The sequence below is a fragment of the Protofrankia sp. Cj5 genome (genome assembly GCF_917627405.1).
GTDB lineage: Bacteria > Actinomycetota > Actinomycetes > Frankiales > Frankiaceae > Protofrankia.
Window position 1 is genome coordinate 42104 of record NZ_CAKJTO010000016.1, and the last position, 16898, is coordinate 59001.

Consider the following 16898-nt stretch of genomic DNA (forward strand, 5'->3'; position numbering starts at 1 on the left):
AACTCTCATTCGGACGGGCCGCATCCGAATGTTTCCCGATGAGCTTCGCCGACGCCACCCCCCGCGTCGGGGAGAGCGGATACCAGCGGCAGCGGCTCTACCTGGAGGCTGCGGGCCTGGCTAAAACACCCTACAAGGTAGAATATGTCACATTCGATAGTGGTGTTCTCCAGCTCCAGACGATGGCCGCCGGGAGCCTGGACCTGGCGCAGTCTTCCTCCGGAGGGTCTCCATGTCGAGTCCGAGCGCACCCGCATCCGTCGGGCCGCCTCAGCGGGACCTGCTGACGGAACTGGCCGCCGAATTCGCCGCGACCGCGGCGGAACACGACCGGACGGGGACCTTCCCGGTCGCGAACCTCACGCGGCTGCACGAGGCCGGGCTGACCGGGCTCACCGTCCCAGTTGCCTATGGCGGAGCCGGCGCGGGCATCTCGACCGTGGTCGACGTGCTCGGCGCAATCGCCCACGGCGACCCGGCGACCGCGCTCGTTCTCGCGATGACGTACTTGGCACACGCGCGCTTCGGTGACGGCGCTGGATGGGCCGAGGACGTGTATGCGCGGGTGGCCCGGTCCACGGTGGAGGAGGGCGCGATGGTGAGCCACCTGCGGGTGGAGCCCGACCTGGGCAGTCCCTCGCGGGGCGGCCTGCCGGCCACGACGGCCCGCTGGACAGGGGACGGCTGGGAGCTCACCGGTCACAAGATCTATTCGACTGGTGCGCCGGTGCTGCGCTGGATGCTGGTGTGGGCGGCGACCGGCCCGGCCGCCGGCCCCGTTGGGCGGGTGGCCGAGCCGGCGGCGGGCTCGGGGGCCAGGGAGCCGCGGGTCGGCGTTTTTGTCGTACCGACTGACAGCGCGGGTATAGAGATCATCCGTACCTGGGACCACATCGGGATGCGGGCGACCGAAAGCCATGACGTTGTCTTCGACCGGGTCCGGCTGGACGCCGACGCGGGGGTGGGGCTCCGCCCCCTGTCCCGCCTGCGGGATGCGGCGACAGCGGGGTTCATGATCCTATCTTGGGGCGCTCTCGCCATCTCAACGATCTACCTGGGGGTCGCCGAGGCCGCCCGGGACTGGCTGATCGGTTTTCTGCATGAGCGGGTGCCGTCCAACCTGGGTAAGCCGTTGGCGAGCCTGCCGCGCTTCCAGGCCGCCGTCGGGGAGATCGACGTCACGCTGACGACGGCTCGGGTGTTACTCGAGACGACCGCGCGGGGGGTCGACGCGGGGGACGCCGTAGCCGCCGCCCGTGCCAACGCCGTGAAGTCGACGGTCACCAACGCCGCGATCCGCGCGGTGGGCGCGGCCGTTGCGCTGACCGGAAATCCTGGGCTGTCCCGCGCGAACCCGTTGGAGCGTCATTATCGAAATGTTCTGTGCGGTCGTGTACACACTCCGCAGGACGACGCTGTCTACGCCGATGCCGGCCGTGCCCTGCTGCATTGGGAAGAGAAAACGGTGAAGCCGTCGAGAGGAGCAGCGGAGAGATGAGCATAAGCACGGAAAACATCGCAGTGCTGGCGGATGCGAGCGTAGGAGGCCCGGAGCCGGGTTCGTGGGACCGGTCGAACATCGTCGCGCCCGCGGTCGGTGGCCCCTGGCCGCGGCCCGAACCGGAGCGGACCGTCGTCGAGGAGCGGCTGTACCGAAAGCAGCGCCTGGCCGGCGCGTACCGCATCTTCGGCCAGCTGGGTCTGGGCGAAGGGCTGCCCGGTCACATCACCGCGCGTGATCCGGAGCTGCCTGACCACTTCTGGGTCAATCGGGCCGGTGTCGACTTCCGCCGGATCACTGTGTCCAACCTGCTGTTGGTCAACGATGCTGGCGAGATCGTCGAGGGCGTCGGGCCGCTGAACACCGCGGCGTTCGCCATCCACTCGCAGATCCACGCGGCCCGGCCGGACGTTGTCGCCGCCGCGCACACGCACTCCCTGTACGGCAAGGCGCTGTCAGCCATCGGTGAGCCGCTGTATCCGATCACCCAGGACGCCTGCGCCTTTTTCGAGGATCATGTGATCTTCGAGGGCTACAACGGCGTTGTGCTCAGCACGGACGAGGGGCGTCGCATCGCCGAAGCCCTCGGCGGGCGCAAGCTCGCGATCCTCGCCAACCACGGCCTGCTCTCCGTCGGGGCCTCCGTGGAGTCAGCCGCCTACTGGTTCATCGCCGCCGAACGCGCTGCCAAGGCCCAGCTCGTCGCCTCAGCCGCCGGCGCGTTGCGGATTCTCGACGACGAGACCGCCCGGCTCACCGCGGGCCAGCTCGCCAGTGAGGTGGGCGCGCGGTGGTCCTTCGAGGCTCTTTACCAGATCATCGTCGAGGAACAGCCCGACCTGTTGGACTGAACGGTCTTCATGTCCTTCCATGCGATCAGGGTGGGTACGTCGCCGTTTATGCCAGGTGGCCGAAAGGCATCCATATCGCCCGAAAAGCTCCTATACCGACAAACTCGCGCGGTTCAGGTCTGGGTGGCTCCGCTGGTAGGGGTTTCGGCGCCGCCCGCGCTCCCCAGACCGCGGGCAGGCCGCGGGGTAATGTCGGCGAGCATGAGCACGACCCCGCCGGTTGGCCGCCGCGAGCTGGAACCACTGCCCTATGACGGCGTGGCGTCAGTAACCGTCGGCACGGTTCTGTGGCTGGTCGCCCTGGTCGTGATGCTGCCGTTCTGGAACGACCTGCGAGCGCACGGCCACCTGTGGTGGATCGCGACCGCGGCCATTGGTACCGGGCTCGGGCTGCTGGGCATCGCGGTCACCACGCGCCGCCGTGACCGCCTCCGAAAGCCGGCCAACAAATGATCTTTTGTTGGTTCGATGGATCAAGGAGCGGGGCCGGGCAGCCGGAACCGGCCGCGTCCGGTGGGCTGGGCCCGCCGGTTCACCAGTCGTCGAGGTCATCCTCGGCCTGCCGCTGATCCTCGCCGGCCGGGTCGCGCAGCGCCTCGGCGATGGCATGGCGGCGGTCCCAGGTGCCCGCATGCCAGGCCAGCGCTCGCGCCAGCGCGTTCGTCCCGGCGTTGTCGTCGACGTGGATCTCGCCGCCGATACCACCGAGCACCCGCCACGCGACGGGCGTGGGCGTCCCATCGGCGTCGGCCACCAGCAGCGGCGCATGTGACAGGTACGGCGTGCCGTCCGGTGCCGTACGCTTCCGCGGCGTTGAGACGACCGCACAGCCGCCGAGCGTTGAAAGCAGCCGCACGCCGAGGACGAGGGAAGCTTCGGCCGCCCGGTCCAGCGGCATGCGCAGGGCGCTACGACCGGTCCCGAGCAGCGGCAGCAGGTCCGGCGCATCGACGATCACGGCGTTGGATGTCCGCACCACCCCGTCCGGGGTACGCACGGTCAGCGGGGGATCGATGCCGGTCGGCCGGTCGCCGCCGTTGCTGTCGGTGTCGTCGCTGTCTGTTTTATCGGTATTATCAGGGATCTTGGTGGCTTCCACCGCGGCCATGTAGAGCGTCCGCGCGGCCGGCCACGGCACGTCCCGATCGGTGTCGCCGAGCCGGTCGAGCAGATCGAGCAGCGCATCGGAGTCGTCCAGGACATCGGCGAGGGTGAGCCGGCAACCGAGCCGGCGCAGCAGGTCGACGTCCACGCCGGGCAGTGGCGCGGCGGGTGCGAACAACCCGTCGAGCAGCGGGTCCGCGCCGGGCAGCGCCAGTTCGGCCGGCGGCAGGACCGCGGTCGATCCGGCGACGGGAAGAAGCGCGTGCCGGGACAGCCACCAGCGGGTGTACGACGTGTCGACGTCAGCGCCGGCTCCCACCGGCCGGTTGGGCTGGCTGATCCGCTCGGAGTGCATGACCACGTCCCGCAGGGGCGGCTGGGCAAGCTCGCTGAGCGCCTCGGGCCAGCGGGACGCGTCGACGAGTTCCAGGTCCCGCACGGCGCGGAAGGTCGTGAGTGTTGGTGGCGCGGCCGGCGCGGCATGTCTCGGCTCGTGCGCGGCTCCGGTGGTGAGACGGGTGGTCAGCTCTTCCACCCAGGCATCGCTGTCGTCCAGTTCCAGCAGCGTCGGCTCGTCCGGGTCGAGCCGAATGCCGTCAGCCCGCAGGGTGGCGAAGGTCCGCAGTACGCCGACCGCTTCCAGCACCCGTATCGGCCACGCCCGCGCGAAGTCATCGGCGAGGACGTTGAACGGCGCGTCCGTCGCGAGCACTCGGTCGAGGGGGCCGTCCGCGATCAACAGCTCACCAGCGGGGCTGAAATCCCCGTCGGCGTCAGGGAGGAGCAGATCGGCGAGCCACGGCAGCTCACCGACCGCGCCAGCGGGATCGAGGCCGGCGTCACGCACGAGTGCGAGGACGGCTGTGGCCAGCGCGCGGACAGCGTCGGCAGCCACGTCCGGATCGAGGTCCGCGACAGCGTCGGCGATGGATGCGTCACGCAGCACGCTCACCGGGGTTCCGTCAACCGCGCCGAGGGTGCGCAGGATGCCGCGGGCGGCACCGACGCAGGCGTCCGGATGCACCACCCGCAGCGGCAGACCTGAGTCGATCAATGCCGTGACGTCCAGCTCGGGCGTGGGGAGCAGCACGCCACGCGGGCCGGTGACCATCCGGGCGCCGAGCCAGGCCCCATCCGCATCCGTGCCGGTCTCCGTGCTGGTACTCGTGCCGGTGGGCTGTTCCCCGGTCGGCACGGCCAAGGGGACGGGCAGGGCGCCGAGAGCGTCCCGGTCCGGAGCATGCGCGAGAGCCGCATAGGCACGTGCCCACCACGCCGGTGGCCGGCGCAGCTCAGCGAGGATCTCGACTACCTCAGCGGTACCGAGCCGCTGTACTCCCAGCAGCGCCAGCGGCGACCGCCAGCGGCGGGCCGCGTAGTCTGCTGGTAGCAGACCGTCCACGCTGCCGCCCCCGCCGGGCGCGTCGGGGGGTGCGTCGGGGAGCGTGTCGCCAGGGCCGGTGACCGGCCCGCAGGCAAGCAGCGCGGTGACCGCGTCGGTCGCCGGGCCGAGGTCGCACACGACGCAGGCGGATCCACGGCGCCCGCCTGGCAGCATCGGCGCGTCCGGAAGGAGCCGGCTGAGCGCATCCCGCAGCCTGCCGTCGACCTCCCCCACGGGCAGCCCGGTCGGGACGAGCTCGAGCGCCGCCAGCGGGGAATGCGCGGGCGGATGGCCGCTACCCGCGAGTGCCGCGAACACCCCGCGGACGTCGGCCTCCGGCGCGGTCCGTGCCGGGTTCCCGGTGCCGGGCTCGGCGGCGATCAGGGCTAGCAGGTCGGGCGCGGCCGGGGCCACCGGGGTGGGGCCGTCATGGCGTGTTGGCGGGGTGTCAGACGCTGGCGGGGTGGCAACCGCGGCCGGGTCGTCAGCTGCGGCCGGGCCGGCGCTGCCAAGGTCGACAGCCAGGTCGACGACTGTCTCGGCAAGCCGGTCCACCAGCCAGTCCCGCAGCGGACCGGCGACCGTGTGCCGGCGGGACGGTTCGAGGGGCAGGTCCACACTGACCAGCACCGGCAGGGACAGCGGTTCATCGGTCGGCTGCGGCGCGCGGACCAGCCTGGGCACGTCATCGGGCCAGCCGCCCTCGCGAACCATCGCCCGTGCCGCGTATCCGGTGCGGGAACGTTCCTCCACCGGCCGGTCGGCCAGCAGGCCTGCGGGGATCACGCCGCGTCGGACCCGGCCGACCCACCGCTCGCCGTTCAGCAGCGCGTGCTCCACGCCTGGCGCCGGGTACGCCCAGCCACAGGTCAGGGTTGCGGGCGTGCCGTCGATCACGATGGTGACCTCGGACAACCCGGGCATCAGCAGGGGGAGCGTGGGGTCCAGGCCCGTGAGCAACGAGCGGGCCAGCGCTTCCGCGGCGCCGTCGCGCAGGGGCAGCCGGACGACCGTGTCGTAACCATCCGGCGGTGGCGGCGCGTCCATCATGGGGAAAGGAAGGCGCAGCACGGGGACCGCGCCGTTGCGGCGGCCCAGCTCAGCGTCAAGAGCCGGTTCGCCGAGCGCGTTGATCGCGTCGATCGTCGACTGCTTCGACCAGCCGATGCCACCGCCCAGGTGGTTGCGGTCCCCCCAGGAACCCACCGGCTGCCGGGACACGATCGACGGGGTGTCGCTGACGGCCAGAACCGCGGCGAAACCGACCCCGAAACGGCCGAGAGCCGTTGTGTCGCGCTTGGCTGAGGCGCGCAGGGTCGACAGTGACTCGACTCCGGCCGCGGACAGCCCCGTCCCGGTATTGGCGATCTCCAGTATCCCGTTGTGATGTTCTGCCGCGCTGTCGCTGTCGCTGGTCAGCGTCATCAGAACGCGGCAGGGGACAGCCGCGGTATGGGCCGCGTCCACCGCGTTCTGGAGCAGCTCGACGACGAGCCGGTCGCGGTAGGCGCCACGAGCGGCGTCCTCCTCCGCGTTCGCGTCCTCACGGAACCGGGCCGGGGATGCCGCCCAGGCGTCGAGCACCCGGCGTTGGATCGCCGCCGTCCCGAACGGGTCGCCGGGCTGGCCGCCGGGCTGGCCGGAGGCGCCGCGATCATCCTGGTTCGCGCGCCGCCGGTGGTCAAGAGGGCCGGCTTGGGTGTTGCCGCTGTCGGCGTCCACAATCACGTTCCCGTATGGCTGCGCGTCCATCGCTCCATCCTCCTCTTCGGTGGCGGTTGGCTGGGATACCAGGTGCCGCCAGCCGGCCCGGCGGCGGCCGATAATCGGGAACGTGGCGTCCGCGGCTCGTCGTGATGATCCGAAACTGGTGCCGGCGGTTGCCGGCCAGTGGGAGCGGATCGCCCAGCGAGTGGACGCGCTGGCCGATGAGGAGCTGGCACGGCCGGGCAGACTGCCCGGCTGGAGCATCGCGGACCATGTCGTTCATGTCCTCGGGGCGGCGGACGCGCTTGCCGCGGCGATTGCGGGCACCTCCCCCCCAGACACGGACCGGTTGCCAGCTGCCGACCTGTTGCGGTTGCGGCCGCGGCTGCGCGGCTGCGTCGCCGCGGCCGTGGCCGAGCTCGACAGTGCCGACCTGGCGCGTCCGGTCATGACCGCGGCGGGCGGGACGCGGCTGGGGGACTTTCTGGTCACCCTGGTGCTGGACGGTGTCGTCCACGGTCTTGATCTGGGGGTCGATCCGGCCCGGGACGCGCTGCGCATCGCCGTGCGGACGATCATCGGGTTGCTCGCCGCGCGCGCTCCAGGACGCTGCGTGGAGGTACGGGTGCCGCCGTTCGCGGCGATACAGGTAATCGAGGGCCCACGACACACCCGGGGCACTCCGCCGAACGTGGTCGAAACCGATCCGGTCACCTTCGTCGACGTCGTCGTGGGCCGCCTGAGCTGGGTGGATGCGGTGGCGGACGGCCGTGTGCGGGCCAGCGGCTCCCGCGCGGATCTGCGTCCGTTCCTCCCGTTGCCGTTCCTCCCGCTGCTGCCCGGCTCGGTACGGCAGATCGGCTGACCGGCTGACCGGCCGTTTCCGTCGTGGGCGCGCCCCAGGCGCCTGATGGGGCTACCCGGAGCGGATCCGTTCGTGGCGTCCCGCATGAGTCGGAGATCGACGGGTGCCGGGCGGGCTGACGCTGCTAGCGTGGACCGCGGACCAGACAAACGACGTCCCGAGGAGCCGTGTTGCCCGACGTCGGCGACTGTTCGATGTCCATCTCCGCCCGGCCTGCGATCTCCCCCGATGCAGCGGATGCCCCCCGCGGCGACAGACAGTTCGCCGATCTTCGACATCCTGGTGGCGAGGACCTGGTTCGTGAGTACGCCGACGATCCGGGCCCGCGGGACGCCTGTGGGGTGTTCGGCGTGTGGGCGCCGGACGAAGACGTCGCGAACCTCACCTATTACGGGCTGTATGCGTTGCAGCATCGGGGGCAGGAAGCGGCGGGTATGGCCGTCGCTGACGGCCGCAGAGTCCTCGTTTTCAAGGAGCTGGGCCTGGTCGCCCAGGTTTTCGATGAGATGACGTTGGCCAGCCTGTCGGGCCATCTCGCCGTGGGGCACACCCGTTACTCGACGACCGGGTCGTCCACCTGGGAGAACGCCCAGCCGTCCTACCGATCGTCACGGACCGGGGGGGAGGTGGCGCTGGGCCACAACGGTAACCTCACCAACACCGTCAAGCTGGCCGCGGACCTTGTCGACCCGGTCAAGGGCAGGATCCGGGCGACGACGGACTCCGATCTGATCACCGCGATGCTGGCCGCGCATCCCGGCCCGACGCTGGAAGAGGCGGCCATGGACGTGCTGCCCCGGCTGGCCGGAGCGTTCTCGCTGGTGTTCTGTGACACGTCGACCCTGTACGCGGCCCGGGACACCCATGGTGTGCATCCGCTGGTCCTGGGCCGGTTCGGCGGGGACGGAGCGGACACCGGCTGGGTCGTGGCAAGCGAGACGGCCGCCCTCGACATCGTCGGTGCCGGTTTCGTCCGTGAGGTCGAGCCGGGTGAGTTGATCGTTATCGACGCGAGCGGGCCGCGCTCCCGCAGGTATGCACCGGCGACACCGCACGGCTGCCTGTTCGAGTACGTCTACCTCGCGCGTCCGGACACCACGATCGCGGGCCGTTCGGTGCACGCGACCCGGGTCGAGGTCGGCCGGACACTCGCTCGCGAGGCGCCGGCCGAGGCCGATCTCGTGATCGGGGTGCCGCAGTCGGGCGTGCCCGCGGCGGTCGGCTTTGCCGAGGCCAGCCACATTCCGTACGGCGATGGGCTGGTGAAGAACTCCTACGTGGGACGGACGTTCATCCAGCCGTCGCAGACGATCCGTCAGCGCGGGATCCGGCTGAAACTCAATCCGCTGCGGGACGTCATCGACGGCCGTCGGCTTGTCGTCGTCGACGACTCGATCGTGCGTGGTAACACCCAGCGAGCCCTGGTGCGGATGCTGCGCGAGGCCGGCGCCATCGAGGTACATGTGCGGATCTCCTCGCCGCCGGTGCGCTGGCCGTGTTTCTACGGCATCGATTTCGCCACCCGTTCCGAGCTGATCGCGAACAGTGCCGGCATCGATGAGATCCGGGAGTCGCTGGGGGCTGATTCCCTGGCCTATGTGTCCCTTGACGGCCTGGTCGCGGCGTCCCGCCAGCCGGCACAGCGGCTGTGCCGCGCCTGTTTCGACGGGGTCTACCCGGTTGCGCTGCCGCACGCCGACCATCTCGGCAAGTATCTGCTGGAGGGGGCCGACGACGTGCCGCCGGTCGCCGGGCCGCCCGCCGGCTCCCGCGCGGACCATGCATGCGATCCTCCACTGGACAGCGGCGTGCTGATGGACGCCCTGCGGGCGGGGACGCCCGTCGACAGCGCCGGCCCGGCGACGCGGCAACGGTGAGCGCGCCGCCGCCCGGTTCGGGCAGCTCGGTCGGTCGGGCCGGCCCGAGTGCCCCGGACGTGCCACCTGGCCGGCCTGCGACGAACGTGTCCTATCTGGACGCGGGCGTGGACATCGACGCCGGGGACCGGGCGGTCGCCCTCATGCGCGGGCACGTCGCACGGGCCACCCGCCCGGAGGTGGTCGGATCGCTCGGGGGCTTCGCCGGGCTGTTCGCGCTCGACGTCACCCGTTACCGGCGTCCCCTGCTCGCTTCGTCGACCGACGGCGTCGGTACGAAGATTGCTGTTGCGCGGGCCGTCGGCCGGCATGACACCGTCGGTGTCGACCTGGTCGCGATGGTCGTGGACGACCTGGTGGTCTGTGGCGCTGAACCGCTGTTCCTGCTCGACTACATCGCCTGCGGTGCCGTCGTCCCGGAGCGGATCGCCGCGATCGTCGCCGGGATCGCGCTCGGCTGCCAGCAGGCTGGCGCCGCACTCGTCGGCGGGGAGACCGCTGAGCATCCCGGCCTGATGGGCGCGGACGATTACGATCTCGCTGCCACCGGTGTCGGCGTGGTGGAGGCGGATGCGCTGCTCGGCCCGCAGCGGGTGCGCTCCGGGGACGCGGTGGTGGCGATGGCCTCGTCAGGTCTGCATTCCAATGGCTACTCCCTGGTCCGTCATGTGCTGCTCGGCCCGGTCGATCCCGATGGCGCGGGCGGGGTGTCGGCCGAGGGCCGGGCCGTTCTGGAGCGCTATGAGGACAGCCTGGGTGTCACTCTTGGCGAGGCTCTGCTCACCCCTACGCGGATCTACGCCCGTGACTGCCTGGCGCTGGCCGCGGCGCTGGACGTCCATGCCTTCGCGCACGTCACCGGTGGTGGGCTCGCGGCCAATCTGGCCCGGGTGATTCCCGCCGAGATGACCGCCCGCCTGGATCGTTCCACCTGGGCACCGCCGCCCCTGTTCGTTCTGGTCGCCGAGCGTGGCGGTATTGCGGCGGCCGAGATGGAACGGACGTTCAACCTCGGTGTGGGGATGGTCGCGGTCCTAGCCGATAGTGACGCCTCGGCCGCTCTCGATCTGCTCGCCGCGCGCGGGATACCGGCATGGATCATCGGCGAGGTCGTTCGTGGCGATGCCGACGGCGCTGTGAACGATCTGACCGAGGGCACCGGCAGCGGCACCGGCACTGGCGGCGGTCCTGGCGGCGGTCCTGGCGGTCAGGCGAAGCTGTTCGGAGAGCATCCTCGCTGACCCCGGGGCGTACCTGATGGATGGTGGCCGATGCGGGCGATGATCTAAAATCGGACACGCCCTATGGGCGCCGGCGGTGCAGCGGCAGGATCCGAGCGTTCGTGCCCACGGCCAGCCGCGGGGTGGAAGCGGCCTCCCGCAGCCGGTTGGTCAGCTCGGCCAGCGGCATAGCCGCGCCGATGTGCAGCCCCTGGGCGAAGTCGCAGTGCAATGCCGTCAGCGCTTCCATCAGCTCGGCGGTCTCCACCCCTTCCGCGACCACCCGCAGGTTGTGGGTGTGCGCCAGGTGGATGGTGGCCTCGACGATCGCCGCGTCGCCTTGCTCGACCAGTAGTTTTCGGACGAAGGTCTGATCGATCTTGACCTCGTCGAGCACCCGTTCCTGCAACAGGGTCAGGGAGGAGAAGCCGGTACCGAAGTCGTCAACAGCGATCCGGACGCCGATCTCCCGGAGGCCGCCAAGAAGCCGATGGGCTGTCGTCTTGTCCGCCATCATCGCGGTTTCGGTGATTTCCAGTGTGAGCGAAGAGGCCGGCACACTGTACTTCACCAGCAGTTTTGCCACTTCGCCGGGAAGGTCGGTGTTCAGGAGATTGCGGGCGGAGAGGTTGACCGACACCGTGATGTCAAAGCCGCTGGCGCGCCAGCCGGCGCAGGCGATCAGAGCCTGCTCCAGGATCACCCTGGTGAAGTCCTGGACCAGCCCGGACTGTTCGACCGCGGGAACGAACCTCTCGGGGGAGAGCATCCCCCGAGAGGGGTGGTCCCAACGGACGAGTGCCTCGACACCACTGATCTGACCGGTTTGCAGCTTGACCTGGGGCTGGTAGTTGAGCACGAGCTCGTTTTCGCTGATCGCGGATTTCAGCTCCGCCACGAGCGCGAGGCGTTCGAGTGAGGCATCGTGGCTGTCGGCTGTGAATCTCCGCCATCGAGGGTGGGAGCATTTCGCCTGGTACATGGCTATGTCGGCGTGTTGTAACAGTTCTTCGCTGGTCGTGCCGTCGTCCGGGCAGCAGGCGACGCCGAGCGACGCCTCCACGGCCAGCGGTATGCCGTCCAAGACGACGTCGCGGCACAGCACATCGGCGAGTTCCGCCGCGACCGTCTCGACCTGTGCCGGACTTTCGACGCGGGTGATGAGAACCGCGAACTCGTCCCCACCGAGCCGTGCGACCACATCGCTGTCCCGGCTGCTCCGGCGCAGCCGTTCGGCGATGGCTTGCAGGACGCGGTCGCCGGCGCTGTGCCCGAGGGTGTCATTTATGATCTTGAAGCGATCGAGGTCGATCATGATAAGGCCGACGCAGCCGCCGGTCACGGATTGTCGTTCGAGTTCAGCGGTGGTTCTTGCCATCAACAGGCGCCGGTTGCCGAGTCCGGTCAGCCAGTCGTGGTTGGCGTCGTGCGCCTGTTCCTGTGCCTGTCGGCGCGCGTGGGCATTGAGCCGGGTGTGGGCGAGAGCGTGGGAGACGGTGTGGGTGAACGCGACAAGTATTTGATCTTCGCGTTCGTGCCAGGCCACCGGTTGGCGGAAGGACAACGTGAGAACACCGATCCACAGCTTGCCCGCCATCAGCGGGGCGGCAATCTCCTGGACCTGGCGTACCGCTCGAGGGCGGCGCCGGAGCGGCGCTGGCGCATGGCTCGCGACCGGTGCGCTTTCCGGAGCCGGAGGCAGGTCGGCCACCTCGCTGGGGGCGTCCAGGTGCGCCGATGGGGTGGGCCAGAGCAGCAGCGCGGTGTCGTCTGCCTGGAACAGCGTCGCGGCCCGGTGCCGGGCGATTCCGACGATGGCCGATTCGTCCCCGTCCGCGAGTTCCCGGGACACGAAATTGATCTCTTTCCAGCGATTGCTCTCCGCCAGTGACCGCAGTCTGAACTGATAGGCGATGGTGAGACCGGCCGCCGCGAGCGGAACCGCGCACAACGTGATCGCTTTCCAATACGTGGTCGTGACCACCAGCAGGCCGAAAGTGGCGGTCATGCCTGCCGCGCCGAGCCACGGGACGCAGCGGAGGTACTCGGTGGGCGCTCGAGCCGACCAACGGGCGGTGGCGGCGGTCTGGATCCACATCGAGACCGTGTAGAGCGCCGTGGCGACAGCCGCCGCCGCGAAGGCCTGTGGGGCAGGGAACGTCACCAGCGGGCTGCGGCTGCCCATGGACACGGCCGCCGTCAGGATGGCGAGGATGGTGCCCGCGGTCACGATGGCGCTGTGTAACAACGTTTGGCGAGGTCCGCGCCGGACGACGAAACGCGGTGCCAGCATCCCTGTGACGGCGAGCACGACAACCCACGCGCCCGGTATCAGGGTGAACGCGTCCCAGCGGGGCCTGTCGTCCCATGCGGCCAGGATTCCCCCACCTGCCGCGACCAGCAGGGATGTGAGCGAGAACGCGCCGCGTAGCGTCGTGAGTGTGCGAGAAGGGACGAGCGCGACGCTACCTTGGGTAGCATCAGAAGGGGAGGCCGTCGGCCGCTGCCCGGTTGGCGGCTTGGTGGACATGTAGCCGGCCCCCGTCTCGACCTTGTGGGCAACGCGCTGATGCCCACAAGCAGCCTTCTTGTAGGCTCATACGTTCAGTCCAAGATCCACTTGGTCGGAACGGTCGGTGCGGCCCGCCAGCCGGAGTTCCGCAAAGCTTCTGGACGCCTGAAAAGAACCATGATCGTGCGTCCTTCGGTTTGCTGGATGATCTTCATCCGTCGGCGGGGATCCGACTCCGTCAGTTTGCCACGTGTGCCGGTCGAGTCCGTACGGACCGGAATGGTTGACGGAAGTACCGTTCATCAGGGCACAGGCCACACCGGAGCCATCGCCGAATGCGGCGCACGGGTCACCGGCTTCTGGCGGCTGTCCGCCGAGGCCGGCCGCGCCCGGACACCATGGTCTGATGGCATGCGCCAAAGAGCATGCATGGATGCGGCGCCGGATCCCGTGAACGCGGGCACGCAAGGGCCACGCGGCCGTTTTTCGACCTGGTAGGCCATGACCGCATGGGCTCCTTGTGGCCGCCGGCGACGCGATAATGATCACCATCGCGTCGCCCTTGGTCACATGGGAGCCCGGAATCCGGAGACCCGCAACCATGCTGGTGTTACTTACCGCCGACCGGTGTCCTCGTCCTCGTCGGCGTAGTCGTACTCGTAGGAATCATCCGAGTACGGATCGTCCGCGATGTCTTCTCGCGCGCTACCGGCACCTAGATCGGCTTTCAGGCGATCCAGATCCATGTTGGGCGAGTTGTACTTGAGTTCGCGGGCGACTTTCGTCTGCTTGGCCTTTGCTCGGCCGCGCCCCATGGCTCGACCCCCTCGAACATGACGACGGGGACCCGCCCCGGTGCTCTCATTATCTCGTGCCTCCCGAGACTACAGGGATCGCGGGCTCCTGGGCACGCCAACCCGACAGTTCTCAGGCCGCGAGGCGATCGCGATGAGCGGCATGTGATGTGTGCCACAGGTCGAAATCTGAAATTGCTTGCCTGGAGTCATGGTACGAGGATCGTGCGTAGTTGTCCGATCTCGGCCATCCGGCGTTCGGCGAGCTGGGTGGCGGCGACGGTGGAGGTGACCGCGGTCTGCTCGGCGTGGGCGAGAACGTCCAGCGTCGAGGCGAAGATACGGCTGACCCTGGCCTGTGCCCGTTCGTGCGAGTAACCCTCGAACTCGTCCGCGGCCTGGATGAGGCCGCCCGCGTTGACCACGAAGTCGGGCGCGTAGAGCACACCCGCGGCGGCCAGTAGCTGATCCACTCCGGCGTCGGCGAGCTGGTTGTTAGCTCCGCCACACACGACGCGCGCACGCAGGGCGCCCACCACCTCCGCGGTGAGCGCCCCGCCCAGCGCGCAGGGCGAGTACACGTCGACGTCGGCGCTGACCAGCGCATCGGGATCGGCCCGGAGCTCGACCTCGGGATGCTCCGCGCGGACGCGATCCAGGGCGGCCTGGCTGACGTCCGCGGCGACCACCGTGGCGCCGTCGGAGAGCAGCCGGCGTACCAGGCGCCGGCCGACCTTCCCGAGCCCGGCGACGGCGACCCGGCGGCCGGCGAGCGACGGCGTGCCCCACACGTGCTCGGCGCACGCACGCATCCCCTCGAACACGCCGTAGGCGGTCAGGATGCCGGAGTCGCCGGAGCCGCCATGCAGCGGCGACCGGCCGGTGACCCAGCGGGACTCACGGGCGATGACATCCATGTCCTCGACGTAGGTGCCGACGTCACAAGCGGTGATATAGCGGCCCCCGAGCGAGCTGACGAAGCGCCCGTACGCGCGCAGCAGCCGCTCCGACTTGTCTCGGTGCGGGTCGCCGATGATCACTGCTTTGCCGCCGCCGAGGTCGAGGCCGGCGCAGGCGGCCTTGTAGGCCATGGCCCTGGACAGGGCGAGGACGTCAAGCAGGGCCGCGTCCTCGTCGGCGTAGGGATGGAACCTGGTCCCGCCGAGAGCCGGGCCGAGGGCCGTGGAATAGATTGCGATGATCGCACGCAGCCCGCTGGCGGGATCCACGCAGAACGTCACCTGTTCATGCTGTGAGCCGGCGGTGAAGACGGACCGCACCGGTGGGGCTCCCTTCGCCGGAGAAGGTTGGCTGGCAAGCGCACATAAGTGGTCGGCGCTGGGAGTCCTTCGGGGGCTGCCGGCGCCGACCACTAAGGGGCGTGGCTCGTGTCCGCAACCTATCCAGCCATGCCCGGACACGAGAGCAAAAGGTCGACGGGCGGTCGGCCGCGGGCCGGCGGCGGGCTCCGCTGCGCCCTGCGGCGCCCCGCTGAGGCCGTGGCGTGCCAGGATCTGTCTGTGGCTCCCGTGGTCAGTCCAGCGGCTTATCTGCGGGTGTACGAACCGCTGGCGGCATTTCCGCCGGCTGAGCGACTCCGTTGGGAGCGCTACGCGGCCAAGGGGCGGCTTCCCAGCCGCCGTGCCGGTGCTCGCCAGGAGCGGGTTATCGCCCTGGTCGCTACCATCCGGCCGTCGTTGGACGTCGCGGACGAGTCCGCCTTCATCCAGATGGCCGACGGCCTGATGTTCGTCTGTCCCTGGTACACCCAGCTGCGGGTGTGGCAGGCGGCGATGGAGTTCCGCGGTGGCTTGCCGGATCGGGTGGCGGAGGCCTTCATCCCGCGGCGGCTCGCGGACCCCGCCGAGATCGAGCTTGATCGTTGGCGTACCCGCCGCCCGGATCTCAAGGTCTACGTCCAGACGTGCACCTGGATGGTGCCACCACCATGGTTCGTCCTGTTCGCTCCGGCGGAGCGCATGTTGGTCACCGGTGACAGCGCCAACCGGTCGCTGTCGTACCGGACGTCGATGAGCCTTGCCCGGCGGCGGGTCGGACTGGCGCTGGAGGCGTTGGAGGTGCTGCGCAGGGTCGCTCCGGACTCGCCGGGCGTCGATGGCCTGGCTGAGATCAGAGGGTGGCTGGCGGACTTTCATCCGCACAGCTGGATCGAGCTCGACTACGGCGGGCTCGTGGATCTGCTCGACGACGACGCCCTGCGTAACGACACGTCGGTCGAAGACCTCGACGAGGCCCTCGACGCGTTACGCCGAGGGCGAACAGATGTGGCGGTTGCGGCCTATGAGCGAGTCTTGAACCGGTGGAGACCGGTTCAAGCAAGGGAGTCTGCAAGCTGACGGCTTGCAATCGATAACTGAGCGTGGCTGCTCGCTTCGGACGTCGTGTGACTAGTCAGCAGATGGTCCTGACGTGCCATGTCCGAAATGCCCCCGAAGGATGCACGATCTGTATGGGACGGAGCAACGCTCTGTGACGGGAGGCCAACACAATGACGACGAGAACACCGGACGCTGAGCCGCTGCTGACGCCCGCCGAAGTGGCAACCATGTTTCGAGTTGACCCGAAGACCGTGACCCGGTGGGCCAAAGCGGGCAAGCTCACTTCGATACGCACCCTTGGCGGTCACCGCCGCTACCGGGAGGCGGAGGTCCGCGCGCTCCTCAAGGGAATCCCATCCGTGGGAAGCGAGGTATAGCTCCACGCCGGTGCGATCGGATGCATCGGGTCCTCCTTTTTTGTCGCCATGGTCCATAAGTTCCAGTTACGGAGGGTTGCCAGTTGCTTGGGAGCCTCCGTTGCTTGAGGTGCGATCAGGCTAGATCCAAGGGGGATGTCGGTACGGCGGTTGTCCCAAGCGTGGGCGGCAGTTGTTTCTCTGATGTGTCAAGGCCGCTGACGGTGGGACGCTTCGGTACGTCCGGGCGTCTTTAGGATCTTCGGCTGGAAGGCGAGGCGGTCTGCCAGTCGAAGATCTACACCATCGCGGGCCCGCGGGGCGTGTTCTCGTTTTGGAGATCAGGACTCCTTAGAGCGCCCGGCAATAGGGGTGTGGATCAAGGAGC

12 protein-coding genes are annotated in these 16898 nt (G+C 69.4%); 8 read left to right on the forward strand and 4 right to left on the reverse strand.

The features are described from left to right. The first annotated feature begins 232 nt into the window (after positions 1 to 232). From MJ777_RS05890 to MJ777_RS05900, 3 genes are all read left to right on the forward strand, one after another. Positions 233 to 1498 (forward strand): acyl-CoA dehydrogenase family protein, encoded by a 1266-nt coding sequence (locus tag MJ777_RS05890; RefSeq protein ID WP_239373912.1) that lies wholly within the window; start codon positions 233 to 235, stop codon positions 1496 to 1498. Then, the gene (locus tag MJ777_RS05895; RefSeq protein ID WP_239308761.1) at positions 1495 to 2352 is read left to right on the forward strand and encodes a class II aldolase/adducin family protein; all 858 of its coding nucleotides are present in this window, start codon (positions 1495 to 1497) and stop codon (positions 2350 to 2352) included. Before MJ777_RS05890 ends, MJ777_RS05895 begins: the two co-directional genes overlap by 4 nt. Positions 2353 to 2553: 201 nt before the next feature. Continuing rightward, on the forward strand, positions 2554 to 2805 hold the full coding sequence (locus tag MJ777_RS05900) for a DUF2530 domain-containing protein (RefSeq protein ID WP_239308762.1): 252 nt from the start codon (positions 2554 to 2556) through the stop codon (positions 2803 to 2805). A 79-nt stretch (positions 2806 to 2884) separates the two neighbouring features. Here MJ777_RS05900 and MJ777_RS05905 read toward each other — a convergent pair whose 3' ends face one another. Next, positions 2885 to 6592, reverse strand: coding sequence for a sacsin N-terminal ATP-binding-like domain-containing protein (locus tag MJ777_RS05905; protein WP_239373915.1), 3708 nt, complete (start codon positions 6590 to 6592; stop codon positions 2885 to 2887). An 82-nt stretch (positions 6593 to 6674) separates the two neighbouring features. Between MJ777_RS05905 and MJ777_RS05910 the strand changes: the two genes are divergently transcribed. The 3 genes from MJ777_RS05910 (at position 6675) to purM (ending at position 10530) form a co-directional block, all read left to right on the forward strand. Next, the gene (locus MJ777_RS05910; protein WP_239344874.1) at positions 6675 to 7412 is read left to right on the forward strand and encodes a sterol carrier family protein; all 738 of its coding nucleotides are present in this window, start codon (positions 6675 to 6677) and stop codon (positions 7410 to 7412) included. Between the two features lie 194 nt (positions 7413 to 7606). Beyond that, entirely contained in the window at positions 7607 to 9289 is a 1683-nt protein-coding gene (purF, locus tag MJ777_RS05915; protein WP_370651445.1) for an amidophosphoribosyltransferase, read from the forward strand. Positions 9290 to 9348: 59 nt separating this feature from the next. Further along, positions 9349 to 10530 (forward strand): phosphoribosylformylglycinamidine cyclo-ligase, encoded by a 1182-nt coding sequence (gene purM / locus MJ777_RS05920; protein ID WP_239373927.1) that lies wholly within the window; start codon positions 9349 to 9351, stop codon positions 10528 to 10530. 61 nt (positions 10531 to 10591) lie between these two features. Here the strand turns inward: purM and MJ777_RS05925 are convergent, their stop codons facing one another. From MJ777_RS05925 to MJ777_RS05935, 3 genes are all read right to left on the reverse strand, one after another. Beyond that, a complete protein-coding gene (locus MJ777_RS05925; protein ID WP_239373918.1) occupies positions 10592 to 13039 on the reverse strand; it encodes a bifunctional diguanylate cyclase/phosphodiesterase in 2448 nt (815 codons plus the stop codon). A 596-nt stretch (positions 13040 to 13635) separates the two neighbouring features. Next, a complete protein-coding gene (locus tag MJ777_RS05930) occupies positions 13636 to 13836 on the reverse strand; it encodes a DUF3073 domain-containing protein (protein ID WP_239308768.1) in 201 nt (66 codons plus the stop codon). Positions 13837 to 14024: 188 nt separating this feature from the next. Next, entirely contained in the window at positions 14025 to 15095 is a 1071-nt protein-coding gene (locus MJ777_RS05935) for a Glu/Leu/Phe/Val dehydrogenase (protein ID WP_239308769.1), read from the reverse strand. A 240-nt stretch (positions 15096 to 15335) separates the two neighbouring features. Between MJ777_RS05935 and MJ777_RS05940 the strand changes: the two genes are divergently transcribed. Both MJ777_RS05940 and bldC read left to right on the forward strand, forming a co-directional pair. Then, positions 15336 to 16172: a hypothetical protein gene (locus tag MJ777_RS05940; RefSeq protein WP_239308770.1), complete on the forward strand. Its 837-nt coding sequence runs from the start codon at positions 15336 to 15338 to the stop codon at positions 16170 to 16172. A 152-nt stretch (positions 16173 to 16324) separates the two neighbouring features. Beyond that, complete coding sequence (gene bldC, locus MJ777_RS05945) at positions 16325 to 16531, forward strand: developmental transcriptional regulator BldC (RefSeq protein ID WP_013871846.1); 207 nt, start codon at positions 16325 to 16327, stop codon at positions 16529 to 16531. The last annotated feature ends 367 nt before the right edge of the window (positions 16532 to 16898 follow it).

What these genes read in the sequence shown, in the direction of transcription:
- bldC (WP_013871846.1), top strand. Translation starts at nt 16,325, where the DNA reads ATGACGACGAGAACACCGGACGCTGAGCCGCTGCTGACGCCCGCCGAA.
- MJ777_RS05905 (WP_239373915.1), bottom strand. Translation starts at nt 6,592, where the DNA reads ATGGACGCGCAGCCATACGGGAACGTGATTGTGGACGCCGACAGCGGC.
- MJ777_RS05930 (WP_239308768.1), bottom strand. Translation starts at nt 13,836, where the DNA reads ATGGGGCGCGGCCGAGCAAAGGCCAAGCAGACGAAAGTCGCCCGCGAA.
- purF (WP_370651445.1), top strand. Translation starts at nt 7,607, where the DNA reads ATGTCCATCTCCGCCCGGCCTGCGATCTCCCCCGATGCAGCGGATGCC.
- MJ777_RS05900 (WP_239308762.1), top strand. Translation starts at nt 2,554, where the DNA reads ATGAGCACGACCCCGCCGGTTGGCCGCCGCGAGCTGGAACCACTGCCC.
- MJ777_RS05925 (WP_239373918.1), bottom strand. Translation starts at nt 13,039, where the DNA reads ATGTCCACCAAGCCGCCAACCGGGCAGCGGCCGACGGCCTCCCCTTCT.
- MJ777_RS05890 (WP_239373912.1), top strand. Translation starts at nt 233, where the DNA reads ATGTCGAGTCCGAGCGCACCCGCATCCGTCGGGCCGCCTCAGCGGGAC.
- MJ777_RS05895 (WP_239308761.1), top strand. Translation starts at nt 1,495, where the DNA reads ATGAGCATAAGCACGGAAAACATCGCAGTGCTGGCGGATGCGAGCGTA.